This window comes from Amycolatopsis sp. CA-161197, from assembly GCF_050942255.1.
GTDB lineage: Bacteria > Actinomycetota > Actinomycetes > Mycobacteriales > Pseudonocardiaceae > Amycolatopsis.
This window is the reverse complement of the sequence record NZ_CP192059.1, coordinates 6584111-6606832: the sequence shown is the minus strand read 5'-3', so window position 1 is coordinate 6606832 and position 22722 is coordinate 6584111. Positions and strand designations below refer to the sequence as shown.

Genomic DNA, 22722 nt, shown 5'->3' with positions numbered 1-22722 from the left:
GTTTCGAAAGGTCCGCTCGTGCCCAGTGCGCCCGGCGGCGAAGCTCACGAATGAGGGTGGTCCGGGTGCGGCAGCCGGCGGGCAGGGCGGAGCGGCGCGGCGGTGGTTCGCGCAAGCCCCGTGAGGAACGGTGGGCGGAGCTGTTCGCCGTCGCCACCGAGGTCTTCTACGAAAAGGGCTACGAAGGCGCTTCGCTGCAGCACATCGCCGACCGGCTGGGGCTGCTCAAGGGGAGCCTCTACTACTACATCCACTCGAAGGAAGACCTGCTCTTCGAGGTCATGAGCGAGGTCCACCGCCAGGGGCTCGCCAACATCGTCGAACTGGCGAGCCGGCCGGGCGATCCGTTGCAGCGCCTGCGCAACGTGGTGATCGGGCACGTCGACCACATGTGCAACAACCTCACCGGGACCACCGTGTTCCTGCACGAGATGGCGGCGCTGCCGGAGGAACGGCAGGCCGAGATCCTCGGCGGCGAGCACGCGTACCGCTCGGTGTTCCTCGACCTGGTCCAGAAGGGCAAGGCCGAAGGCCTGGTGCGCGCGGACATCGACCCGAAGCTGGCGAGCCTGTCGATCCTCGGGTCGGTGAACTGGGTGTACCGCTGGTTCCGGCCCGGGGGCGAGTTCACGCCGAAGCAGATCGGCGAGCACTTCGCGGATCTCATCGTCCACAGCCTCGCGGCCGACGGCGTGCTGCCGGCCGAGAAGCCGGCCAAACCCAAGCGGGGCAAGGAAACCACGGCCCCGGAAAGCTGACTCACCGCGAGCCGGGTGGTCCCGGCCCGCGGCGGGGGAGCGTCAGGCGTCGAGGAACTTCCGCAGCACGGTGTCGAACTGCTCGGGCTGCTCCAGGAACGGGCAGTGCGCGGCCCGCTCGATGATCTCCAGCCGGGACCCGGCGATGTGCTCGTGCAGGTAGGGCGCGTTGCCCGCCGGCACGGCGACGTCGTCGGCGCCCGTGACGACCAGCGTCGGGACGTTGATGAGCGCCAGCACGTCGCGGTAGTCCTGGATGATGAAGTCCCACGACGCCAGCGCCATCGCCGCCTGATCGCAGCGGCGCATCTCGGCCAGCGTGGCTTCGCGGTCTTCCGGCGCGAGCGGGGCCGCGAAGAACGCCGGCAGCAGGCTTTCCGCCGCGGCGCCGAAGTCGCTGCCGACCAGCCCGACCCAGCCCAGCAGGCCTTCGAGATCGGCGAACCCCAGGTCCCAGCCCTCGGACTTGAGCAGCTTCGAGCTCGCGCCCACCAGCGTCAGCGTGCGCAGGCGCTCGGTGCCGAACAGCTCGACGTACTGCAGGGCCGTGGAGCCACCGCCGGACCAGGCCACCAGGTGCACCGGCTCGTCGCCCGTCCACGCCACGACCTCGGCGAGATCCGCCGCCAGCCGCGCGGTGCGCTGGCCGCGGGTGGTCTTGTCCGACTCGCCCTGCCCGCGCGGGTCGTAGGACACGACCCGGAACGAGGCGGTGAGCGTCGCGAACTGCTTGCGGAACCACCACGTCGAGACACCCCAGCCGGGCAGGAGCAGCAGGGTGGGGCCGGCTCCTTCGTCCCGGACGTGCAGCCGGGTGCCGTCGCGCATCGTCAGGTCGGGCATCGTCGCCTCACTCGAATCTACCGGTCGTTTGGTGGCCGAGCTTAGCAGTGGGCAGGGCCACATCCAAGACGCCCGCTGTCGCCCGCCCGGGTCAGAAACCCAGTGAACGGCCGATGATCTCTTTCATGACCTCGGTGGTGCCCGCGTAGATGGTCTGGATCCGGCTGTCGGTCCAGGCGCGGGCGATGGGGTACTCGGCCATGTAGCCGTAGCCGCCGTGCAGCTGCACGCCGCGGTCGACGACCCGCCGGCACAGCTCGGTGGTCCACCACTTCGCCTGCGCCGCCTCGACGGCGTCCAGCTCGCCGCGGCTGTGGGCGAGCAGCAGCCGGTCTACGTAGGACTGCGCGATCTCGGTCTCGGTCTTCATCTCGGCCAGCACGAACCGGTTGTGCTGGAACGAGCCGATCGGACTGCCGAACGCCTCGCGGCTCTTCGCGTACTCCACGCACAGCTCGTAGGCCCGGCGCGCCTGCGCGGTGGCCTGCACGGCGACGGCGAGGCGCTCCTGGCTGAGGTGATTCATCATCAGGTAGAAGCCGCGGCCCTCCTCGCCGAGGAGGTTGGCCGCGGGCACGCGGACGTCGTCGAAGAACAGCTCGGCCGTGTCGGCGGCGTGCTGGCCCACCTTGGCCAGCTTCGCGCCGCGGCGGAAGCCCGCGCGGTCGGTCTCGACGACCAGGAGCGAGATGCCCTTGCGGCCCGCCGCGGGGTCGGTCTTCACCGCGGTGATGACGAGGTCGGCGTTGAGGGCGTTGGTGATGAAGGTCTTGGCGCCGTTGACGACGTAGTGCTCGCCGTCGCGCACGGCCCGCGTGGTGATCGCGGCGACGTCGGAACCCGCGCCGGGTTCGGTCATCGCCAGCGCGAGGACGGTCTCGCCGGCGACCACGCCGGGCAGCCAGCGGGCGGCTTGCTCGGGGGTGCAGTGGTCCACGAGGTAGGGCAACGCGATGTCGGCCTGCAGCGACAAGCCGAGCCCGGCGCCCAAGACGTCCGCGGCGGCCAGTTCCTCGCTGAGGATGGCGTTGAAGCGGAAGTCCGCGCTGCCGCCTCCGCCGTGTTCCTCGGGTGCGCAGATGCCGAGCAGACCGACTTTCCCGGCGGCGCGGAACAGTTCGCGGTCGACGCGGCCGGCGGCTTCCCACCGCTCGCGGTGCGGAACCACCTCCGCCGCCACGAACCGCCGGATGCTGTCCCGGTACGCCTCGTGTTCGGCGTCGTACACCGCGCGTTGCACCGCCCCACCCCGCTTCTGTCGGCTGGGGCGAAACTACCTGACGTCTGTTTGGTGAGTAAAGCCGTGGGCTGCCGGCGGGGACGTGCGGGGTAGGCGGGCCGGTGTTCCCACGACGAGAGCCCGCTTACCCCGCGCGCCTTCCGCCGCGAACTCGCCGAAGGTGCCCGAGCGCACCCGCGGCGGGGGATCCGCGGTGGCTCGCCGCCCGCGTCCGCGGCGCCCGGGGGAAAGCGGCGCGGACGCGGACGGGGGTCACTTCGTGGCGATCTTCTGCCCGACCAGGATCAGGTTGGCATCGGGGACGTACGCCGAGTTCAGCTGCTGCAGGTGCTGCCAGCCACCGGCGACGCCGGTGCGCGCGGCGATGCCCGACAGGGTGTCGCCCGCGACGACGGTGTAGTCGCCGTTCGGGTTCGACCGCGTCGCGCCGGTCGCGGGCGCGCTCTTGACCTGCGGCTTGACCTGCGGCTTGACCTGCGGCTTCGCCTTGGCCTTGAGCTTGGTCTTCGCCTGCGGCTTGGCCGCCTTGGCCTTGCTGTGGCCGGTGGCCGCACCGCTGTCGGCGGACCCGGTGCTCAGCTGGCCCGAGAACGAGCCGAAGCCGGCCGGACCGGAGCCCGTGCTGCACTCCCACGGCGCCGAACCCGACTTGGCGTAGATCCGGTCCGCGACGACCTGCTGCTGGGCCGGGGAGGCCTTGTCCGCGGTCGGCGCGAACTGGCCGCCGCCGTTCGCGAGCCAGGTCTTGGTGACGATCTGGAACAGACCGGCCGGACGTCCGGCGCGCTGGCCGGCCGCGGTGTTGTTGACCGCGGTCGGGTTGCCGGAGCTCTCGCACTTGACCAGTCCGGCCTGCCCGGGGAAGGCGTTGGCCGGACCGGCGCCGACGAGGCCGATGCCGCCGAGCGTGGCGCCCGCGAGAGCCGCGGTGGCGCCGGTGCGTTTCAGGACGGTTTTGGTGTGGCTGGGTTTGCTGTGTCGCCCCACGGGGGTGGGCTCCTTCTTTTTCACACCGCACGCCCGGCTCCGCGCCCGGGGAGGGGCCGCGTCTGCCGGAGTCTCGCGGTGGCTTCCGGCCGCTGATCCTCGGGGGTGGATCGCAGGTCACCGCGAAAGCACGACGAGGTTAAGAACAAGCAACGACATGTGTACAGAGTCCGTGGGAAGCGACACAGATCAACTGGCGGCGTAGCGGTAACGCGACAGTGTGTCATGTCAAATCGGCGTCAGTCGGTGGGGAGATCTTGGCTCAACAACAACGAAAAGCTGTCGGGCGGGCGATCGTTTGGCGCGTAACCGGTCACGGAGAAAAATTTCACACTTGTCGAGTTGTCCGTCAATCGGCACCGGTTTCGGCTGCTCGCGGGTCACGGTTCGACTGATTTCGAAACTCCAGCGGGCGCGGTGGATCTTGCGCCATGCTGATCGCATGGAGTTCTCCGAGGTTCTGCGCCACCGCCGGATGATCCGGGCCTACCGGTCCGACCCCGTGCCCGAAGACGTCCTGCGCCGCGTGGTGCGGGTGGTCCGGCGCGCGCCGAGTGCCGGGTTCAGTCAGGGGCACCGGCTCGCGGTGATCACGGCGCCCGACGTCCGCGCTCGCATCGCCGAGATCGCCGAGCAGCCGTACGTCGATTTCGGCCTTCCCGCGTGGATCTCGAAGGCGCCGGTGCACATCGCCGTCGGCATCCGGGAAGCGTCTTACCACGCGCGCTACCAGGAAGCCGACAAAACCGACGACGACGGTGCGGAATACGCGTGGCCCGTGCCGTACTGGTGGTTCGACAGCGGTGCGCTGCTGTCCCTGCTGCAACTCGCCGCCACCGACGAGGGGCTCGCCTCGGGCTTCTTCGGCCTCGGTGACCAGGGCCAGTTCGACGCGGTCCACGCGCTCACCGGCTTTCCCGAGGACGTCGTGCTGACGGGCGTCCTGACGCTCGGCTACTCCGCCGAGGACCCGGGCGCGCCGCCGAGCGGCAGTGCCGGCAAGCGCGCGAAGCTGCCGATGGACGAGCTGATCACCTGGCTCGGCTGAGCTTTCAGGCCGGGTTCAGGCCAGGTTCAGGCCGCCGTCGACGGTCAGCACGGCGCCCGTCGTGTACGGGCTGTTCAGCAGGCTCCGCACGGCGGCCGCCGCGTCTTCGGGCGCGCCCAGCCGGCCGAGTGGCGCCCGCGCGCCGGCGTTGTCGCGCAGGTCGGTCCAGTCGTGGGTCAGTGGCGTGTCGATGTAGCCCGGCGCGATCGCGTTGACGCGGATTTCCGGTGCCAGCGCGACGGACAGCAGCTTGGTCAGGTGGATCAGCCCGGCTTTGCTGACCGCGTAAGGGATCGAGCTGCCGCTCACCGTCAACCCGGCCACCGATGCCACGTTCACGATCGCGCCGCGGCTCGCTCGCAACGCGGGCGCGGCCGCGCGCGAGACGTGCCACGGGCCGAGCAGGTTCACGCCGAGCACCTGGTCCCACCACTCGTCCGGTACGGCGTCGAGGTCCCGGTGCGGGATCCATCGCGCGATGCCGGCGTTGTTCACGACCACGTCGAGCCGGCCCCACCGCTCGACGGCCGCCGCCACCAGCCGCGGCGCCGCCGCGGGGTCGGAGATGTCGCCGTCGACGTACACCGCGTCGGGCAGCTCCGACACGAGGGCGTCGCCCGCCTCGGGTTTGCCGAAGTCGTGCACCACGACGCGGTGCCCCTGCGCGGCCAGCGCGCGGCACACGGCGGCGCCGATGCCCCCGGCCGCGCCGGTCACCAATGCGACCGGGCTCTTCGTTGTCATCTGACCGCCCCCTTCGTTCTGGCCCATTGTAGTGCGCCGAACTCTTGACTGACTCAGTCAGTCAATCAATACTGGGCTCGTGCGAGGGAGAGTGCCGGCGCGGCCGGTGGGGGAGATCGCCGAGGCGGCGGCGCGGGTGTTCCTGGCCAAGGGCTACCAGGCGGCCGGGGTGTCGGACGTGTCCGCGGCCCTCGGCCTGAGCCACGGCGCGGTCTACACCTACGCCAAGAGCAAGGAAGCGTTGCTGTACCTGGCTTTGCTGCGGCTGATCCGGCCGGATGCCCTGGAGGCCATGGCGACCCCGGTGCCCACGCCGAGGCCGGAGGAGATCGTGGCGCTGATCGACGGCTGGGCCACCGACGGCAGCGGCCTCCCCGCCCTGGCCGCGGCCGCCGGCCGGCGGCAGGGACCCGTCGCCGACGAGCTCGGCGCGATCGTCGACGAGCTCTACGGCTTCATCGAACGCAACCGCCACCTGCTCGCCCTGGTCGAACGGTGCGCCGCCGACCTGCCCGAACTCGCCCAGTACTACTTCGTCCAACGGCGCCGGGGCATGCTCGACCAGCTCGCCGACTACCTCACCCGGCGCACCCGCTCCGGCGCACTGGGCGCCGTCCCCGACATCCCGGCCGCGGCGCGCTTCATCGTCGAGACCATCGCCTGGTTCGCCTGGCACCGCCTCGGCGACCCCGACTCCGCCCACCTCACCGACGACGCCTGCCGGGCCACCGTGCGCCACCTGGTGCTGGCGGCGTTCGTACCCCGTCCCTCGTCTTGACCGCGGAAGGCCGAGATGTCCTTCGCGGCAAGGGAACGTTCGGGAGAGGCCGACCGGCCGTCCACGCTTGCCGGTAGACGGTCCGCCCTGGATTCTTGGCCGCGTTCGTCCCCATCCCCGTCCTGACCGGAAGGCGTAATGCCATGCACGACACGGGAAAACTCGAAACCGACAGACGGCCGTCCACGTCTGCCGGGACCCGGTGCGCCCCGTGGTGCTGGCTGCGTTCGTGCCTTGTCCCTCGTCCTGACTGGAAGGCCGAGATGTCCTTCGTGGCAAGGGGAAGTTCGCGAGGGGCGGCCCGGCCGTCCGCGCCGGTCGGGCCATGGTCCGCACCCGGATCCCGGCTGCGCTCGTACCCCGTCCCCGTCCTGACCGGAGGGTCGAGATGTCCTTCGTGGCAAGGGAAAGTTCGGGAGGGACGGACCGCCAGTCCGCGTCTGCCGGGCCGCGGTTCGCCCTCGGATCCTGGCGGTGTTCGTGCGCCCGTTCCTTGCCCTGACTGGAGGGTCGAGATGTCCCTCCTGGAAGGGGAAGGTTCGCGAGGGGCGGACCGACAGTCCGCGTCTGCCGGTCCGCCCCTCGGGTCCCGGCGGTGTTCGTGTCCCGTCCCTCGTCCTGAGTGGAGGGTCGAGATGTCCCTCCTGGAAGCGGAAGGTTCGGGCGGGGTGGCCCGGCCGTCCACGTCCGCCGGGCCGCGGTTCGCCCTCGGGTCCGGCGGGGTTCGTGCCCCGTCCCTCGTCCTGACCAGAAGGTTGAGATGTCCTTCGCGGCAGCGGAAAGTTCGCGAGGGGCACACCGGCCGTCCGCGCCCGCCGGGCCGCGGTTCGCCCTCGGATCCCTGCCGCGTTCGTACCCCGTCCCCGTCTGACCGGAAGGCGTGAAGCCATGCATGACACGGGAAAGCTCGAAACCGACAGACCGGTCGCCCCCGCGGGGCGGCTGGCGTGGCGCCCGATCCTGGCGGTGGTCGCCGTCGCCGGTGGCGTGCACCTGGCGGTGGCGGCGCGCTTCGGCTGGCACCGCGACGAGTTCTACTACGTGATCTCCGGCCGGCACCTCGCGTGGGGTTACCCGGACCAGCCGCCGTTGACGCCACTCCTGGCGCGGCTGGCCGCCGACCTGCCCGGCGGCGTGCTGCCCCTGCGGCTGCTCGCGATCGTGGCCCAGCTGGGCTGCGTCATGCTTGCCGCCAAGCTGGCGGCCGAGTTCGGCGGACGCGCTCGCGCCCAGACCATCACGGCCGCGGCGGTCGCGGCGTGCCCCGTGTTCGTGGCGGGCTCGATGTTGTTCGGCACCACGGTGACGGACCAGTTGGCCTGGGCCGCGGTGTTCGTCACGATGGCGCGGGCGCTGCGGTCGGGCACCGTCCGCGCGTGGCTCCTGGCCGGTGCCGTGGCCGGGGTCGGGCTGGAGAACAAGTACACCGTCGGGGTGCTGCTGCTCGGCATCGTCGTGGGGTTGGCGCTGTTCCGCCGAGGCGTGCGGCGGACGCCCGGGCCGTGGCTGGCCGGTGCGCTGGCGGCACTGCTGGTCGCGCCCAACGTGGTGTGGAACGCGCAGCACAGCTGGGCGCAGTTCCGCATGGCCGGCGTGCTCTCGGCCGAGCAAGGCGGTCCGCTCGGGGCGCTGCCGAACGTGCCGCTGCTGCTGTTGGTGCTCGCCGGCCCGCCGCTGATCGCCCTGTGGATCCTCGGCGTGCGGTGGCTGGCGGGGAACCGTGAGCACCGGTGGGTGCTGGTCGTCGCGGTGATCGCCCTGGTCGTCTTCACCGCGGGCGGCGGCAAGAGCTACTACGCGGCACCGGCCTTGCTCGGCTTGTTCGCCGCCGGCGGGGTGTGGGCCGAAACCCGGGCCGCGGTCACCCCGCGACGATGGCAGGTCGCGATCGCGCTCTCCGCGGTGTTCGCGGTGCTGATCGGACTGCCGGTGCTGCCGGTGAGCGCGGAACGCGTGTTCGCCTCGGTCAACCCGCAACTGGTGGAGACCTACGGCTGGCCCGACTTCGTCCACCAGGTCACCGCCGTCGCCGACACCCTGCCGCCCGGCGCAAGCGTCTTCACCAGCAACTACGGCGAAGCCGGCGCCCTGACCCTCCTCGGTCCCGACGCGGGCCTGCGGCTGCCGGTTTCCAGCGCCCACAACGGTTACCTCCTGTGGGGCCCGCCCGCCGGCATCCCGGACACCGTGCTCTGCGTGGGGGAGTGGGGCCCGGACTACCTGCGCCGCTTCTGGTCCGACGTCCGCGAGATCGCCCCCGTCACCACCCCCGGCGGCGTCCCGAACGAAGAAACCACCAACCACGCGGCGATCTACCTGTGCCGCCAACCCCACGGCACCTGGGCGCAGCTGTGGCCCGGCCTGAGTCACCTCGACTGAACGCTCACCGCGGCCGTACCTGATCCAGAAACGCTTGTGCCGCAGGGGAAGGGTTGAACGAGCTCCACGCCAGGTACTCGATGCGGCTCGGGCCGTCGCTCACCGGAATCCTGCGCAGGTCCGCGTCGGCCGCGACGACGAAGGGCGAGAGCAGGCTGACGGCGAGGCCGTGCCGCACGAGGTCGAGGATGAGGGTGGGGCTCATGGCCTCGAAGGCGACCTCGCGGTGGACGCCGGCGGCCTGAAACGCTCGGTCGGACGGAATGCGGCCCGGGGTGCCGGCGGGGAAGTCGACGAAGGTCTCACCGGCCAGGTCGGCCAGTTTCAGCCGGCGGCGGCCCGCGAGACGATGATCCGCGGACACGACGGCGACGAGGCGTTCGCGCGCCAGCTCGCGCGTGGCCACTCCTTTCGCGGACGTCGGCTCGGGCAACCCGAGAAGGGCGACGTCGACACTGCCCTCGGCGATGGCGGTGATGAACTCGGCGCTGCCGCCGCTCTGGAGCCTGATGCGCACGGCCGGGTGCGCCCGGTGGTAACCGCCGAGCGCGGCGGGCAAGTCGAGGGCGGTGACGGTGGGGATCACGCCGATCGTCAGGGTGCCGCGGACCTGCCCGGTCGCGGCGGCGGCGTCCGCGACCGCGCGGTCCGCCGCTTCCAGGCTCGCGCGCGCGGCCGAGAGAAACGCCTCGCCCGCGGCGGTGAGGTCGACGCGCCGGCTCGTCCGCGCGAACAGCGTGAGGCCGAGCTCCGTCTCCAGCGCCTTGATCTGGTGGCTGAGCGCGGACTGCACGACGAAACAACGTTCGGCGGCGCGGGTGAAGCTGCGCTCCTCGGCCACCGCGACGACGTACCGCATCTGCTGGAACTCCATGCACCGATTATCGCTGTTCATTGCTGCGATGACATCCATGTGTTGGACTCATCGGTCCCACCGGCCGACGATGGACCGGTGACCACGACTGCACGTCCCGCCGCCACACGCGTCGGGTGGACCGCACTGACGGCCCTCGCACCCGCGGTGTGGGGCACCACCTACCTCGTCACGACCCACCTGCTGCCGGCCGGGCATCCGCTGTTCGCGGCGCTGATGCGGTCGTTGCCGGTCGGGCTGATCGCCCTGCTGCTCGCGCGCCGCCTGCCGCGCGGGTCGTGGTGGTGGAAGAGCGCGGTACTGGGAGTGCTGAACATGGGGGCGTTCTTCCCGCTGCTGTTCCTGGCCGCGCAGCACCTGCCCGGCGGGGTCGCGGCGACGCTGGGCGCGGCGCAGCCGGTCGTCGTCGCGTTCCTCGCGGTCGCGATCCTTCGCGAACGGCTCTCCACCTGGCGGGTCGCCTGGGGTGTCGTCGGGGTTTTCGGCGTCGCCCTCGTCGTCCTCGGGCCCGACGCGGCGCTCGATCCCGTCGGCATCCTCGCCGGCCTGGCCGGTGCCACGTCCATGGCCACCGGCGTCGTGCTGACGAAACGCTGGGGCCGGCCCGAAGACGTCAGCGCGCTCGGCCTGGCCGGGTGGCAGCTCACCGCGGCCGGGCTCTTCCTCCTGATCCCGGCCCTGGTGTTCGACGGTGTTCCGGGCGACATCGACGGACCGGCCGTCGGTGGATATCTGTGGCTCGGGCTCGTCGGCGCGCTGCTCACCTACACGCTCTGGTTCGCCGGCATCCGCCGGCTGCCGGTCACCGCCACCGCGTTGCTCGGGCTGCTCTCGCCGCTCGTCGCCGCGGTCCTCGGCGCCGCCGTCGCCGGGGAAGCACTCACGCTCGTCCAGCTCGCCGGTTTCGCGTTCGCCCTCACCGCGACGGTCGCCGGGCAGCTCAACCCACCGAACAAGAAGGAAACCAGCCTGTCATGAGAATCGCAGTCTTCGGCGGCACCGGAATGGCCGGCCGCGCCGTCGTCACCGAGGCCCTCACCCGCGGGCACACCGTCACCGCCGTGGCGCGCCGGCCGCCCGCCCCGGACCACGGTCGGCTCAGCGTGCTCGCCCTGGACGTCGGGAGAACCGAGGACCTGGCGCCGGTGCTGACCGCCGCGGACGCCGCCGTCCTCGCCGTCCGCCTCGCCCCCGGCAGTGAGCACCTGCTGGCGCCCCTGACCCACGGCTTCCTCGACGCGGCGCAGCGCTGCGGCACCCGGGTCCTCGTGGTGGGCGGCTCGGCACCGTTGCGTTCCCCGGACGACGCCGGCCGCCTCCTCATCGACGATCCCGCCTACGTCCCCACCGAGTGGAAGACCATCGCCCAGGCCAGTCTCGACCAGTTCCGCGTCTGCCGGGACCATCCCCACGACGCCTGGACGTACCTCAGTCCGCCGGCGATCCTCGAACCGGGCACGCGCACCGGCGGCTACCGGCGGGGGCGCACCACGCTCCTCACCGACGGGACGGGCGACTCGCGGATCACCGCGCCCGACCTCGCGCTCGCGGTGCTCGACGAACTCGAAAACCCGCGCGGCGAACACCACTTCACGGTCGCCCGAAGCCTCGCGGAGTGATTCGCGAGTCACCCGAGGGCGTCGAGGACCAGATACCCGTCGAGGCGCTTCACCTGGTCGGTGTCGGGGTCCGGCGGCAGGGCGTGCCCGAGGTTCTCGGAGCGGACCTCGCCGATCCACTGGTCGTGCTGGTACTCGTGGTTGATCAGCGCGATCAGCAGGTGCCGGCCGACGACGGTGAGCTGGTCGGGCGCGCCGACCTGGCCGCCGGCGATGGCGCCGAGCCGCGCGTGGACGCGGGCCGCGACGGTTTTCCGGAACGCGGTGAGCCGCTCCACCGTCGGCAGCGCGCCGCGGAACTGCTCGGGCTGAGCCGAGTCCATGAGCCCGTCGAGCTCGGGGTCGGGGCTCGGCTCGGCGGCGGTGAGGTTGCGGACCATGAAGTGGGCGACGTGGGCCTGGTGGCCGAGGTGCCAGCCGATGGCGCTGGAGTTCTCGTTCGGGCGCCACGTCACCTCGTCGGCGCTGAGGTCTTTCCACAGCAGGTCGGTGTAGGCGCGGGCCCGGTCGTACTCGCGGAGGAGCCCGGTCACTTCGTGCATCGTGATCACCTGGGGTGTGTGAGGTTGCCGGCGACGCCCGGTGCGGGCGCCCCACCCAGTGTGGCGGGCCGCTGCCGTGGATCAACTTTTTCGCTTCGTCACTCGGCCGACCGGCTGGCCGACGAAGGTCCTCATCCGCACGGACCTCGGCGCGGCGAGCCTCATCGCCCGCCAGGCGCCGATCGTGTTGAGCCCCAACGGTCACGACTCGCTGCTGGCGCAGTTCCTCCTGGAATCGGTGACCGTGGGGGTTTTCGGCGGCTTGCTCGGCGGCAGCGCGGGGATCATCGCCGTGGTGGTCGTGTCGGCGGTGAACGGCGGGACGCCGGTGCTGGATCTGTCCCTCGCGGCGGCCGCGCGGTGACGGGTGCGCTGGTGGGGCTGCTCGCCGGCCTGTACCCGGCGATGCGGGCCCCGCGCCTGGAACCGGTGGAGGCGCTGCGTTCGGGCACCTGAGGCGCGCCGGCCGTAGGATCGGTGATCATGAGGTACGCGATCGCGATTCCGCAGTACTACGCCGACGGCTCGTTCGACCCGGGTGCGTTCCGGGACTATCTGCAGCGAGCGGAGGCGGCCGGCTTCCACAGCGCGTGGACGCAGGAGGCCGTGTTCGGCAAGCGCCCGCAGCTGAGCCCGCTGGAGGCGATGACGTTCGCCGCCGCGTGCACCGACACGTTGCGCCTGGGCTGCACGGTGTTCGTGTCCACGCTGCAGATCCCCGCCCAGCTGGCGAAGAGCACCAGCAGCCTCGACCAGCTGTCGCGGGGGCGCCTGGAGGTCGGCGTCGGCTCCGGCGGCAAGAACCGGCCGTTCCCGGCGTTCGGCATGCGGCCCGAGCGCTACCTGGCGCGGTTCACCGAGGGCGTCGAGCTGGTCAAGAAGCTCTGGACGCAGGACGGCGTCGACCACGACGGCGAGTTCTGGCAGCTGTCCGGCGCGACGATCACGCCCCGCCCGTACCAGAAGCCGCACCCGCCCCTGTGGTTCGGCGGCAGCGGCCCGAAGGCGCTGCGGCGCGCCCTCGACCTCGGCACGGGCTTCTTCGGTGCGGGCTCGGCCCCGACGGCCGACTTCGCCGAGCAGGTCCGGTTCGTCCGCGCGCAAGGCCCCCGCCCGGACTTCGAGATCGCCAAACGCGTCTACATCGCCGTCGAATCCGACCCCGCCCTCGCGCGCGAACGCGTCAACGCCGAACTCACCGGCGTCTACGGCGGCCTCCCACCCGCCATCGAGGCGGCCGCGATCGCCGGAACCCCGGACGACTGCGTCACCGCCGTCCGCGAGGTCATCGACGCCGGCGCCGAACTCGTCCTCTTCACCCCGCTGTACGACCAGGCCCGGCACGCGGACGTGATCGCGAAGGAGATCATCCCGGCGCTGTCCTCGAGGTGACCCTCACGCCGTTGCCTTGAAACGACTTACGTGGTCACCTCTGGGTGCGCCGTCGGAAGGATGAACGGGTGAGTTTCAGGAGGGTGGGCTTCTTCTCCGAGCTCGAAGAGCGGAGGCCCGATGTGTTCCAGGGGAGCATATTCGAGGTGATCTGCAGGAACCGGGCTCCCTGTGAGAGCAATGTGGTCGCGTACCTGCAGGGCGGGCATTTTTTGATCGCCATCATGGAGGGCACCAGCGACGTCGTAGCCAACGACGGTTCCGGTGTTTCGGGTGGCTCGTCGCTGATGACCGACGGGGTTTGGGTGTGGCGACTCGATCTGCCGTACTTGGTCAAAAAGCATCACCTGGAACTCGACCCGGAGTTTGTCTGGCACGCTGCTCGGAACGGATACGTCGTGCCTGATGTGCCAGATGAGCGAATGGCCCAGCTGGCTCCCGAGGCGGCCTGGGAGATCTACGGGATGCGAAGGCCTCGTTTTGAACCCGGCGAGGTCCGTGTCGTTGAGTAGTGCTTCCCGCAAAGGAAGCCGAAGCCGGCGCATCCCTTTCTTGACCCTCGACTCCCGCGGCGACCCGACCGGCCAGGCGATCGCCCTCGACGGATCCCGCCCGAAAACGCCACCACGCCTCAGCTCACCTGCGGCGGTGCCGCCAACCCCGAAAACACCGCCGCGACAAGACGCCGCCCCTGTGCCGCGCCGGTGTCGTTGTTCGGGACTCGCCACAGGAAGCTCATCAGCAGGATGATGTCCGCCGGGTCGTGGCCCGGCGCGATGGTGCCCTCGGCGACGCAGGCGTCGACCAGCTTCGTCACCGCCGCGGTGGCCGGGGCCCAGGAGGCGGTGATCAACTCCTGGGCCGCGGCGCTGTGGAGGGCGTCGCCGAGGCCGTGCTTGATGCGGATGTACGCGGCGAGCGTCTCGAACCACTCGATGAAGGCGGCCTTCGCCGACGGCTGACGGGCCAGGACCTCGTCGGCGGTGGTGGTGAGGCGCTCGATGTCGTGTTGATAGGCCCCCAGGATCAGGTCCTCGCGGGTGGGGAAGTGGCGGTAGAGCGTCCCGGCGCCGACGCCGGCGCGCTTGGCGACCTCGCTCAGCGGCACGAGGGGGTTCTGCGCGAACAGCTCGTGCGCGGCTTCGATGATCGCGACCCGGTTGCGCGCGGCCGCTTTGCGCTGTGTGCCGTAGGTGCCCGGCGTCCCGTCGGTCATGGCTCCGATCATGCCCCACCTTTGACTCGCGGAGAATCCTCCGCTAGTTTCTAGAGTACTCGCGGAGAATCCTCCGCGAGTTTGCCTCGACAGGAGACCCCCGCTCATGCGTTATGTGAAGCTCGGTACCACCGGCCTCGACGTCTCGCCCATCGCGATCGGCGCGATGACCTACGGCGAGCCGGACCGCGGCCACCCCGTCTGGTCGCTGGGCGAGCCGGACGCCCGTCCGCTGATCAAGCACGCGCTCGAGGCCGGCATCAACTTCTTCGACACCGCCAACATGTACTCGAACGGGTCCAGCGAAGAGATCCTCGGCCGCGCGCTCAAGGACTTCGCGGACCGCGACGACGTCGTGATCGCCACCAAGCTGCGCCACCCGATGCGCCCCGGTCCGAACGGCCGGGGGCTCTCGCGCAAGGCGATCATGTCCGAAGTGGACCACTCGCTGCGGCGGCTCGGCACCGATTACCTCGACCTGTACCAGGTGCACCGCAACGACCACGCCACACCGCTGGAGGAGACCCTCGAGGCCCTCTCCGACCTCGTGAAGGCGGGCAAGGTGCGCTACCTGGGCGCGTCCTCCATGCACGCCTGGGAATTCGCGAAGGCCCTGCACCTGCAACGCGAGCACGGGTGGGCGCGGTTCGTGTCCATGCAGGACCACTACAACCTGCTGCAGCGCGAGGAGGAGCGCGAGATGATCCCGCTGTGCCTGGACGAGGGCGTCGGCACGATCATCTGGAGCCCGCTGGCGCGCGGCCGCCTCGCCCGCGCCTGGGACGACGCGAAGGCCACCGCGCGCGCCGCGACCGACGGCGACTACGCCGACCTGCTCTACTCGCCTGCGGAAGAGGCGTCGAACCGCGCGATCGTCGACGCCGTCGGCGTGGTGGCCGCCGCCCGCGGTGTGAGCCGCGCGCAGATCGCCCTGGCCTGGCTGCACCGCCAGCCGGTGGTGACCGCCCCGCTCGTCGGCGCCGGCTCGGTCCAGCAGATCGACGACGCCGTGGCCTCCCTGGACCTCACCCTCACCGACGACGAGGTCCGCACGCTCATCACCCCGTACACCCCGCGCCACGACTGGCAGGGCATCTCCGACGAGGCCGAGCTCGACGCCATCCGCGCCCGCGTGCCGGGCATGGCCCTGGCGTAGCGGACCGGCGGGTGCCCGGCCGGGTGACGGGGCTCAGGTGGCTTTTCACGGGCGCCCCGGTGCGCCTAGTTCGTCAGCCGGGCCTTCAGCTCGGCCATGAAGTCGGGGTTTTCGTTGCTGAGGTGATCCAGGTCGATGTCCTCCGGCAGCTCGTCGCCGGACTCGCGGTCGAGCAGGTACCTCACCGTCTCCCGCGCCACGGCGTGTGTGTCGAGGTCCGGGATCAGCAGATCGTCGAGCACCGAATGCGACATCGTGATCCGGTGCTGCGTGGTGTCCAACCCGTCCTGCACGACAGCGCGATACTCCATCGGCCCCGTCCGGGTGACTTCGACGCGTTCGCTCATCGGCAGAGTCTAGCTCCGGAAGACCTGCTCAGCGGTGGTCGTCGCTCGGCAGGTGCCGGATGGAGTCGCCGCCCTTGTGGTGGCCGGTGCGGCCGAACAGGCCGGCGAGGACGTGCTCGATCCGGGACACCGCGCCGTTGAACGCGTCGTGCACCGAGCCGGCGCGGTTCGTGACGACGACCGGCTCTCGCGCGGCCGGGAAGGCTTCGATCACGCACCGCAGGTCTTCGCCGTCGGTACCACCGCCCATTTCGTCGCTCAGGTGGACGTCCACCCGGGTGAGGCGGTCGCTGAACCGCGCGAGCTTGGATTCGAGATCGGCCTCGAAGCCCTGGATCACATCCGCGCCGCCGCGCAGGTTTCTGTCTGTGCTGATCTGGATCTGCATTCCCTGGTTCCCTTCCGCACGCGCGAGCACAGCGGTGACAACGAGCAGGACATCGCACGACAGTGTAAGCCGCTGGTCCCGCGGCCGAGTTCTCCGACGAGGCCGGCGAACCGGACGCGCGGACTACGATCTGTTCCTGATCTTCAGGGACATCCACCTTCCGCGCGCGAATCCGGAGGCACCGTTGAAGTTCTTGCTCACCTCAGGCGGCGTCACGAACCCGAGCATCCGCTCGGCGCTCGTGCAGCTTCTCGGCAAGCCGATCTCCGAGTGTCACGCCCTCTGCGTCCCGACCGCGCAGTGGGGGCATCCGATGTGCGGTCCGACCTCGGTGCGGGGGTTCGTCGCCGCCGAGCCCACCTGGCAGCATTTCTCCGGCCTGGGCTGGGCGTCGCTCGGGGTCCTCGAGCTCACCGCGCTGCCCACCATCGGCGCGGAGCGATGGGTGCCCTGGGTCCGGGAGGCGGACGTGCTCCTGGTCGAAGGCGGCGACGCGACGTACCTGTGTCACTGGATGCGGGAGTCCGGGCTGGCCGATCTGCTGCCTTCGCTGCCCGACACGGTCTGGGTGGGCGTCAGCGCCGGAAGCATGGTGCTGACGCCGCGGATCGGCTCGTACTTCGTCGAGTGGCGGTCCGCGCCGGACGACCGCACTCTGGGCGTCGTCGACTTCTCGATCTTCCCGCACCTGGACCTCTTTCCCACCAACACCCTGGCCGACGCCCAGCGGTGGGCCGCCGAAATCGGCGTCCCGGCCTACGCCATCGACGAGCAGACGGCCATCAAGGTCCTCGACGGCTCAGTCGAGGTGATCTCCGAAGGGCGATGGACGAAGCTGGGGTCGTAGCCGGACAACCCTTGCGGCAGCCCGGCGGCCTCACCTCGACGGGGTGATGCACGAGCGCGGCGAGCCCTGTGATGGTGCAGGCGCATCGCCACGCTCCCCAGGGAGGGTTTGCCATGAGCACACCCGGAGGCGCACAGGACCCGGACCAGCGCGCAGCCCACGCGGACGCACCGCCGGCGCACTCGGAAGCCCCGACAGCCCCTGCACCCCAACACGCGCGGCAGGAAGCATAAGCTCGCCGGCCGGACGGGGCCGCGACGGAGGCGAGGGCCCCGCAGGTGCGGAAGGTGCTCGTCGGCCTGCTGATCGCCCTGGTGATGGGCACGATCATGGTGACCACCTACGTCTCGGCGAACCACGGTGTCGTCGCCCGCAACCTGCCCTGGGGCGTGACCGGATCCTCGGCGCTGACCAGCGCGGTGCAGCAGGACGTCAGCATGAAGATCTACCCCTACGCCGACCAGGCCGACCTGGAGAACGCGGCCGGCCAGACCACCATCTACGGCGGTTTCAACGCCCAGACGAACACGGTGGTGATCTCGGAGGCGGCGAGCCTGTGGGCGCCCGGGGTCATGCCCGCGGAATACCTCAAGGCGAGCCGGGTGCTTGGGCAGCCGGTCCACTTCAGCGTGATCAACACGCTGCCGCAAGAGGATCCCGAAGGCGTGGTTCCCGGACTGGTGGTGTTCGTGCTGATGGTGGCCGGCTACCTCGGGTCCACGATGGCGATGCAGCGCACGGGGAAGGCCGCCGCGCACCTCCGGGTCACCATCATGGCCGGGTACGCCGTCGTCGCGAGCCTGGTGTTCAACCTGATCGTCGGCCCGGGGCTGCACGCCTACCCGGAGGTGGGAGCCAACTTCTGGCCGTTGTGGGGCGAATTCGCCCTGGTCCTGCTCGCGGTGGCGATGCTGACCGGGACACTGCAGAGCCTGATCGGGCCGCTGGGCACGCTGCTGACGGTGGTCCTGGTCGTGTTCCTCGGCAACCCCTCCACCGGCGGCGTGAACGGGACGGCGTACCTGCCCGCGTTCTGGCAGTTCATCGGCCCGATCCTGCCACCGTGGAACGGCGTCACCCTGATCCGCAACACCCTGTACTTCCACGGGAACTCGATCACCCAGCAGCTCATCGTGCTGAGCCTCTACGTCGTCGTCGGGGCGATCCTGATGACCGTGTTCGGCTGGGGGCGGGTGCTGTGGTGGCGCGGCCCGAAGAACACGATCGACCGCGCCGAAGAGACCGGAATCGCCGCAATACCACCAGGGTGACCGCCCGTCAGAGCCGTGTCAGCCGGATGTCAGCTCCGTGGGGAATCGTGGCCGCCGACGCCACGAAATCCGCATCCACCACGGAGCTGAGAGAACGGACACCGGGATGACAGCCGATCAGGGGCACCGGCCTGCGATCCGCGTGCAAGGCCTGAAGAAGTCCTACAAGAGCCTGGAGGTGCTGCGCGGGGTCGACTTCGACGTGGCGCGCGGCAGCATCTTCGCCCTGCTCGGTTCCAACGGGGCGGGCAAGACCACGATCGTGAAGATCCTCTCCACGTTGCTCAAAGCCGACGCGGGGACCGCCGACGTCAACGGCTTCGACGTCGCCACGAAGGCGGCGAACGTGCGGGAATCCATCAGCCTCACCGGGCAGTTCGCGGCCGTCGACGAAATCCTGAGTGGACGGGAGAACCTGGTGCTGGTCGCCCGGTTGCGGCACCTGAACAACCCGGGCGGGATCGCCGACGACCTGCTCCGGCGGTTCTCGCTGACCGACGCGGCAGCGCGGAAGGTCTCCACGTACTCCGGTGGCATGCGCCGCCGGCTCGACATCGCGATGAGCCTCATCGGGAACCCGGACGTCATCTTCCTCGACGAGCCGACGACCGGGCTCGACCCGCAGGCGCGCATCGAGGTGTGGCAGGCCGTCAAGACTCTCGCCGAGCACGGGACGACCGTGCTGCTCACCACGCAGTACCTGGACGAAGCCGAACAGCTCGCCGACCGGATCGCGATCCTGCACGAGGGCCGGATCATCGTGAACGGCACGCTGTCCGAGCTCAAGCAGCTGCTCCCACCCGCCAAGGTCGAATACGTCGAAAAGCAGCCGACCCTCGAAGACGTCTTCTTCGCGATCGTCGGCCAGAACGGCACCGCAGACGACGCGGCGCCGGCCCGGATCGGTGAGGAACGACGATGACCCGACACTTCTTCGGTGACACCACTGTCCTGCTGGGACGGTCGCTGCGCCACATCACGCGCAGCGTGGACACCATCATCACGACCACGATCATGCCGATCGCGTTCATGCTGCTGTTCGTCTACGTGTTCGGCGGCGCGATCAAGACCGGCTCGGGCTCGTACGTGAACTACCTGCTGCCCGGCATTCTCCTCATCACGATCGCCTCGGGCGTCTCCTACACCGCGTTCCGGCTCTTCCTGGACATGAAGAGCGGCATCTTCGAACGCTTCCAGTCCATGCCGATCGCCCGTTCGTCCGTGCTGTGGGCCCACGTGCTGACCTCGCTGGTCGCCAACCTGATCTCGGTCGTGGTCGTGGTGCTCGTCGCCCTCGTGATGGGCTTCCGCTCGGGCGCGGGTGTGCTGGCGTGGCTCGCGATCGCCGGCATGCTGATCCTGTTCACCCTGGCGCTGACCTGGATCGCCGTGATCCCCGGCCTTTCCGCGAAATCCGCGGACGGCGCGAGCGCGTTCGCCTACCCGCTGATCTTCCTGCCGTTCATCAGCTCGGCCTTCGTCCCGACCGACACGATGCCCGGCCCGGTGCGTGCCTTCGCCGAGCACCAGCCGGTGACGTCGATCGTCAACGCCATCCGCGACCTGTTCACCGGGCAACCGGTCGGCAGCGACATCTGGGTCGCGCTGGCCTGGTGCGTCGGCATCCTCGTCGTGGCTTACTTCTTCGCCATCCTGGCGTACCGCCGCAAGATCTCCTGACCGGCGACGGCAGGAGCTGCAGTGCGTCAGCGGTTCGGCGTGACCAGCAGTCCCCACCGAGAGGCCAGCCGGGCGGCCTCGATGCGGTTGCGGCAGCCCGTCTTCGCGAGGATGTGCTCGACGTGGGTGGCCACCGTGCGGGAGCTGACGCAGTGCGCGGCGGCGATCTCCCCGTTGCTGAGGCCCTCGGCCACGTCGGCGAGCACGTGCAGCTCGCGCTGGGTCAGGCCGGCGGGCGGTGGGGTTTCCCGGTGCAGGACCACGACCGCGGGCGGCGACGGGTGCAGTTCGACGGCGACCACGCTGTCGTTGAGGACGACGTGCAGCACCGGGGCCGAGGGCGGCAGGCCGGCGCGGACCTGCGCCACCGCGGCGTGCAGGGGCGAGGGCGGGGTGAGCAGGTCCGGCCGCGCCCCGGGGGAGAGCGGCGTGATCGCGCCGCCCGGGCCGACGACGAACCCGTCCAGTTCTCCGTCGGCCAGCCGGGCGGTGGCCGGGCGTGGCGCCGGGACCGGGTCCAGAGCGGCGCCGAGGTCGGGGGCCAGCAGTTCGAGCAGGGCGACCGTGTCGTCACCGGCGTGATCGACGTCGAGCGAGCTCGCGTTCAGCATGCCGACGTAGCGCCCGTCTGTCGCGAACAGGCACTGGGTGAAGCCTTCCCGGAAGCCCAGCGGGGTGATGACCTGCTCGAAGGTCCGGCCGTTGCGCAGCGGGGGAGCGAGGTCCCGGATTCGGACGAGCGTCCGCCCGGCCTGCACGAAGGTGAAGACCGGATCGGTGTGCATGAGGGCGTCGAGGAAGGTCGTGGCCACCGGCGGGTACGACGAGGCGAGCGATCGGTGGTGCCGGGCCACGGGGTCCCAGACCGACAGCGCCGAGCACTCGGAGGGCACCACGGCGTGCAGCCCGTCGAGGGCTGCCGTCGCCGCGCCGGGGGAGCGGCTGCCGTTTCGGCGCAGGAATGAGCGCAGCTCACGGGCCGCGCTGAGGGCGGTCACCCGCGCAAGCTACCCCGGCGGCGGGCTCTCGAACAGCCGACGACGGTGACGAAACATCCGTCAACCTACCGATGTTTTCTTGAACGCCCGCTCCTACGGTCGCGCCTTCGACACATCGGAGGACGCCATGAAGCCCCACGAATACGCCGATTTCGACGCCACCTCCCTCGCAGAGCTGATCCGGTCCGGCGAGGTGACCACGGACGAGGTCCACGCCGCCGCGACGGCGGCGCTCGATGCCGTTCAGCCGACGGTGAACGGGCTGGTCGGCGAGCGTTTCGCCGCACCGCTGGACTATGCCGCCGACGGGCCGTTCGCCGGCGTCCCCTTCGCCATCAAGGACCTCATCCTGCACGCCGAGGGCGTCACGCAGGCCGCCGGCACTCGGCTGCTCGGCGAGGGTGTGCCGATGCCGTCCGACACCCACCTGATGGCGCGCTTTCGGCGTGCCGGCCTGGCCACCTTCGCCCGCACGGCCACGCCGGAGCTCGGCTTCAACGCCAACACCGAGCCGCTGACGTCCGGTTCCGTCCGCAACCCGTGGGACCTGACGCGCAGCGCGGGTGGTTCGAGCGGCGGGTCTTCCGCCATGGTCGCGGCCCGCGCGCTGCCGGTCGCGCACGCGAACGACGGCGGCGGGTCCATCCGCATCCCGGCCGCGGCCTGCGGACTGGTGGGCCTCAAGCCCAGCCGCGGGCGGGTGTCGGTGGGTCCTGACTACGCCGACCCGCTCATGGGCCTGGGCGTCGAGTTCGCGGTGACCCGGACGGTGCGGGACTGCGCGGGTCTGCTCGACGCGGTGCACGGGTACGAGCCCGGCGACCGGTACCAGCTGCCGGGTCTGCCGCGCAGCTACGTGGACGAGGCCCGGTCGGGTTGCCGGCCGCTGCGGATCGCGCTGACCACCACACCGTTCTGTGGCAACGGTGCCGTCGACTCGCGCTGTGTCGCGGCAACGGAGAAGGTGGGCCGCGCACTGGAGGCGCTGGGGCACACGGTCGAGCCGGCCGCGCCCGGGATCGCCAAGGCGGAGCTCGACGACGCCAACTTCGTCGCCTGGACCAGTTTCCTCGCCGACGGCGTCGACGGGTTGTGCGCCGCCCTGGGCGTGTCGGCCGGACCCGAGCACCTCGAGGCCACCACCCGGGCGTGCGTCGAACACGGGCGGACGCTGCGGGCGGCGGACCTCTACGGCGCCGAGCGGGTGTTCAACGCGACCGCCCGCGCGATCGCGGCCTTCCACCAGCACTACGACGTCGTGCTGTCGCCGACCATGAACGTGCCGAACACCGCCCTGGGCCACCTGAACGCCGATGACGACTCGCTCACCGCCCGCGGCTGGTACGACCACCTCTTCGCCTCAGCCGGTTTCACCGCACTGGCCAACGTCACCGGCAACCCGGCGATCTCGCTCCCGCTCGGCCGGACCGACGAGGGCTGGCCGGTCGGCGTGCAGCTCATGGCACCCTACGCCGACGAAGCGACCCTCCTCGCCCTCGCCGGCGACCTGGAGCAGGCGATGCCCTGGGCCGCCCACCGGCCGCCGACCGTCGTCGGCTGACCCGTGGCGTCGGTGACGCTGAGCGGGCAGAACGGATTGCTCGGCGGGAAAGCC

Annotated in this window: 25 protein-coding genes; 15 read left to right on the top strand and 10 right to left on the bottom strand. The window is 70.8% G+C overall.

Annotation, left to right across the window (positions count from 1 at the left end; all coding sequences use genetic code 11):
* Positions 1-65 precede the first annotated feature (65 nt).
* Positions 66-758, top strand: a complete 693-nt coding sequence (locus ACQPXB_RS30835) for a TetR/AcrR family transcriptional regulator (RefSeq protein WP_432845361.1) — start codon at positions 66-68, stop codon at positions 756-758.
* A 42-nt stretch (positions 759-800) separates the two neighbouring features.
* On the opposite strand, the gene ACQPXB_RS30830 is transcribed toward ACQPXB_RS30835, so the two are convergent.
* The 3 genes from ACQPXB_RS30830 to ACQPXB_RS30820 form a co-directional block, all read right to left on the bottom strand.
* On the bottom strand, positions 801-1601 hold the full coding sequence (locus ACQPXB_RS30830) for an alpha/beta fold hydrolase (protein ID WP_432845360.1): 801 nt from the start codon (positions 1599-1601) through the stop codon (positions 801-803).
* Between the two features lie 91 nt (positions 1602-1692).
* Positions 1693-2841 (bottom strand): acyl-CoA dehydrogenase family protein, encoded by a 1149-nt coding sequence (locus tag ACQPXB_RS30825; RefSeq protein ID WP_432845359.1) that lies wholly within the window; start codon positions 2839-2841, stop codon positions 1693-1695.
* Positions 2842-3093: 252 nt separating this feature from the next.
* Positions 3094-3828, bottom strand: a complete 735-nt coding sequence (locus tag ACQPXB_RS30820) for a LysM peptidoglycan-binding domain-containing protein (RefSeq protein ID WP_386949874.1) — start codon at positions 3826-3828, stop codon at positions 3094-3096.
* A 442-nt stretch (positions 3829-4270) separates the two neighbouring features.
* On the opposite strand from ACQPXB_RS30820, the gene ACQPXB_RS30815 reads away from it, so the two are divergent.
* A complete protein-coding gene (locus ACQPXB_RS30815; RefSeq protein WP_386949871.1) occupies positions 4271-4876 on the top strand; it encodes a nitroreductase family protein in 606 nt (201 codons plus the stop codon).
* Between the two features lie 15 nt (positions 4877-4891).
* On the opposite strand, the gene ACQPXB_RS30810 is transcribed toward ACQPXB_RS30815, so the two are convergent.
* Positions 4892-5620 carry an SDR family NAD(P)-dependent oxidoreductase gene (locus ACQPXB_RS30810; protein ID WP_432845358.1) on the bottom strand — a complete coding sequence of 243 codons (729 nt, stop codon included), beginning with the start codon at positions 5618-5620 and terminating at the stop codon, positions 4892-4894.
* Positions 5621-5699: 79 nt separating this feature from the next.
* Here ACQPXB_RS30810 and ACQPXB_RS30805 point away from each other — a divergent pair, with 79 nt between their 5' ends.
* Positions 5700-6398 carry a TetR/AcrR family transcriptional regulator gene (locus ACQPXB_RS30805; protein WP_432845357.1) on the top strand — a complete coding sequence of 233 codons (699 nt, stop codon included), beginning with the start codon at positions 5700-5702 and terminating at the stop codon, positions 6396-6398.
* An 888-nt stretch (positions 6399-7286) separates the two neighbouring features.
* On the top strand, positions 7287-8777 hold the full coding sequence (locus tag ACQPXB_RS30800; protein WP_432845356.1) for a glycosyltransferase family 39 protein: 1491 nt from the start codon (positions 7287-7289) through the stop codon (positions 8775-8777).
* Between the two features lie 4 nt (positions 8778-8781).
* Here ACQPXB_RS30800 and ACQPXB_RS30795 read toward each other — a convergent pair whose 3' ends face one another.
* Entirely contained in the window at positions 8782-9651 is an 870-nt protein-coding gene (locus tag ACQPXB_RS30795) for a LysR family transcriptional regulator (protein WP_366581263.1), read from the bottom strand.
* 78 nt (positions 9652-9729) lie between these two features.
* Between ACQPXB_RS30795 and ACQPXB_RS30790 the strand changes: the two genes are divergently transcribed.
* Together ACQPXB_RS30790 and ACQPXB_RS30785 are read left to right on the top strand one after the other, a co-directional pair.
* Complete coding sequence (locus tag ACQPXB_RS30790; RefSeq protein WP_432845355.1) at positions 9730-10629, top strand: EamA family transporter; 900 nt, start codon at positions 9730-9732, stop codon at positions 10627-10629.
* Positions 10626-11270: an NAD(P)-dependent oxidoreductase gene (locus ACQPXB_RS30785; RefSeq protein ID WP_432845354.1), complete on the top strand. Its 645-nt coding sequence runs from the start codon at positions 10626-10628 to the stop codon at positions 11268-11270. Before ACQPXB_RS30790 ends, ACQPXB_RS30785 begins: the two co-directional genes overlap by 4 nt.
* Positions 11271-11278: 8 nt before the next feature.
* Here the strand turns inward: ACQPXB_RS30785 and ACQPXB_RS30780 are convergent, their stop codons facing one another.
* Positions 11279-11812, bottom strand: a complete 534-nt coding sequence (locus ACQPXB_RS30780; protein WP_432845353.1) for a DinB family protein — start codon at positions 11810-11812, stop codon at positions 11279-11281.
* A 76-nt stretch (positions 11813-11888) separates the two neighbouring features.
* Here ACQPXB_RS30780 and ACQPXB_RS30775 point away from each other — a divergent pair, with 76 nt between their 5' ends.
* The 3 genes from ACQPXB_RS30775 to ACQPXB_RS30765 all read left to right on the top strand — a co-directional run bounded on the left by ACQPXB_RS30775 (position 11889) and on the right by ACQPXB_RS30765 (position 13716).
* Complete coding sequence (locus ACQPXB_RS30775; protein ID WP_432845352.1) at positions 11889-12176, top strand: hypothetical protein; 288 nt, start codon at positions 11889-11891, stop codon at positions 12174-12176.
* Between the two features lie 119 nt (positions 12177-12295).
* The gene (locus ACQPXB_RS30770) at positions 12296-13204 is read left to right on the top strand and encodes an LLM class flavin-dependent oxidoreductase (RefSeq protein ID WP_432845351.1); all 909 of its coding nucleotides are present in this window, start codon (positions 12296-12298) and stop codon (positions 13202-13204) included.
* Between the two features lie 68 nt (positions 13205-13272).
* Entirely contained in the window at positions 13273-13716 is a 444-nt protein-coding gene (locus ACQPXB_RS30765) for a hypothetical protein (protein WP_432845350.1), read from the top strand.
* Between the two features lie 119 nt (positions 13717-13835).
* Here the strand turns inward: ACQPXB_RS30765 and ACQPXB_RS30760 are convergent, their stop codons facing one another.
* A complete protein-coding gene (locus ACQPXB_RS30760; RefSeq protein ID WP_432845349.1) occupies positions 13836-14420 on the bottom strand; it encodes a TetR/AcrR family transcriptional regulator in 585 nt (194 codons plus the stop codon).
* 106 nt (positions 14421-14526) lie between these two features.
* Here ACQPXB_RS30760 and ACQPXB_RS30755 point away from each other — a divergent pair, with 106 nt between their 5' ends.
* Complete coding sequence (locus tag ACQPXB_RS30755; protein ID WP_432845348.1) at positions 14527-15576, top strand: aldo/keto reductase; 1050 nt, start codon at positions 14527-14529, stop codon at positions 15574-15576.
* A 65-nt stretch (positions 15577-15641) separates the two neighbouring features.
* Here ACQPXB_RS30755 and ACQPXB_RS30750 read toward each other — a convergent pair whose 3' ends face one another.
* Both ACQPXB_RS30750 and ACQPXB_RS30745 read right to left on the bottom strand, forming a co-directional pair.
* The gene (locus tag ACQPXB_RS30750) at positions 15642-15923 is read right to left on the bottom strand and encodes a hypothetical protein (protein WP_432845347.1); all 282 of its coding nucleotides are present in this window, start codon (positions 15921-15923) and stop codon (positions 15642-15644) included.
* Positions 15924-15951: 28 nt separating this feature from the next.
* Positions 15952-16311 (bottom strand): HPF/RaiA family ribosome-associated protein, encoded by a 360-nt coding sequence (locus ACQPXB_RS30745; RefSeq protein WP_366581283.1) that lies wholly within the window; start codon positions 16309-16311, stop codon positions 15952-15954.
* 184 nt (positions 16312-16495) lie between these two features.
* Here ACQPXB_RS30745 and ACQPXB_RS30740 point away from each other — a divergent pair, with 184 nt between their 5' ends.
* The 4 genes from ACQPXB_RS30740 to ACQPXB_RS30725 all read left to right on the top strand — a co-directional run bounded on the left by ACQPXB_RS30740 (position 16496) and on the right by ACQPXB_RS30725 (position 20109).
* The gene (locus ACQPXB_RS30740; RefSeq protein ID WP_366581285.1) at positions 16496-17158 is read left to right on the top strand and encodes a Type 1 glutamine amidotransferase-like domain-containing protein; all 663 of its coding nucleotides are present in this window, start codon (positions 16496-16498) and stop codon (positions 17156-17158) included.
* 278 nt (positions 17159-17436) lie between these two features.
* Positions 17437-18429 carry a hypothetical protein gene (locus ACQPXB_RS30735; protein ID WP_432845346.1) on the top strand — a complete coding sequence of 331 codons (993 nt, stop codon included), beginning with the start codon at positions 17437-17439 and terminating at the stop codon, positions 18427-18429.
* 106 nt (positions 18430-18535) lie between these two features.
* Positions 18536-19351 (top strand): ABC transporter ATP-binding protein, encoded by an 816-nt coding sequence (locus ACQPXB_RS30730; protein ID WP_432845345.1) that lies wholly within the window; start codon positions 18536-18538, stop codon positions 19349-19351.
* The gene (locus tag ACQPXB_RS30725) at positions 19348-20109 is read left to right on the top strand and encodes an ABC transporter permease (protein WP_432845344.1); all 762 of its coding nucleotides are present in this window, start codon (positions 19348-19350) and stop codon (positions 20107-20109) included. The genes ACQPXB_RS30730 and ACQPXB_RS30725 overlap by 4 nt, the downstream gene beginning before the upstream one ends.
* A gap of 26 nt (positions 20110-20135) precedes the next feature.
* Here the strand turns inward: ACQPXB_RS30725 and ACQPXB_RS30720 are convergent, their stop codons facing one another.
* Complete coding sequence (locus ACQPXB_RS30720) at positions 20136-21107, bottom strand: response regulator transcription factor (protein ID WP_432845343.1); 972 nt, start codon at positions 21105-21107, stop codon at positions 20136-20138.
* A 127-nt stretch (positions 21108-21234) separates the two neighbouring features.
* On the opposite strand from ACQPXB_RS30720, the gene ACQPXB_RS30715 reads away from it, so the two are divergent.
* Positions 21235-22668, top strand: coding sequence for an amidase (locus tag ACQPXB_RS30715; RefSeq protein ID WP_432845341.1), 1434 nt, complete (start codon positions 21235-21237; stop codon positions 22666-22668).
* Positions 22669-22722: the final 54 nt, after the last annotated feature.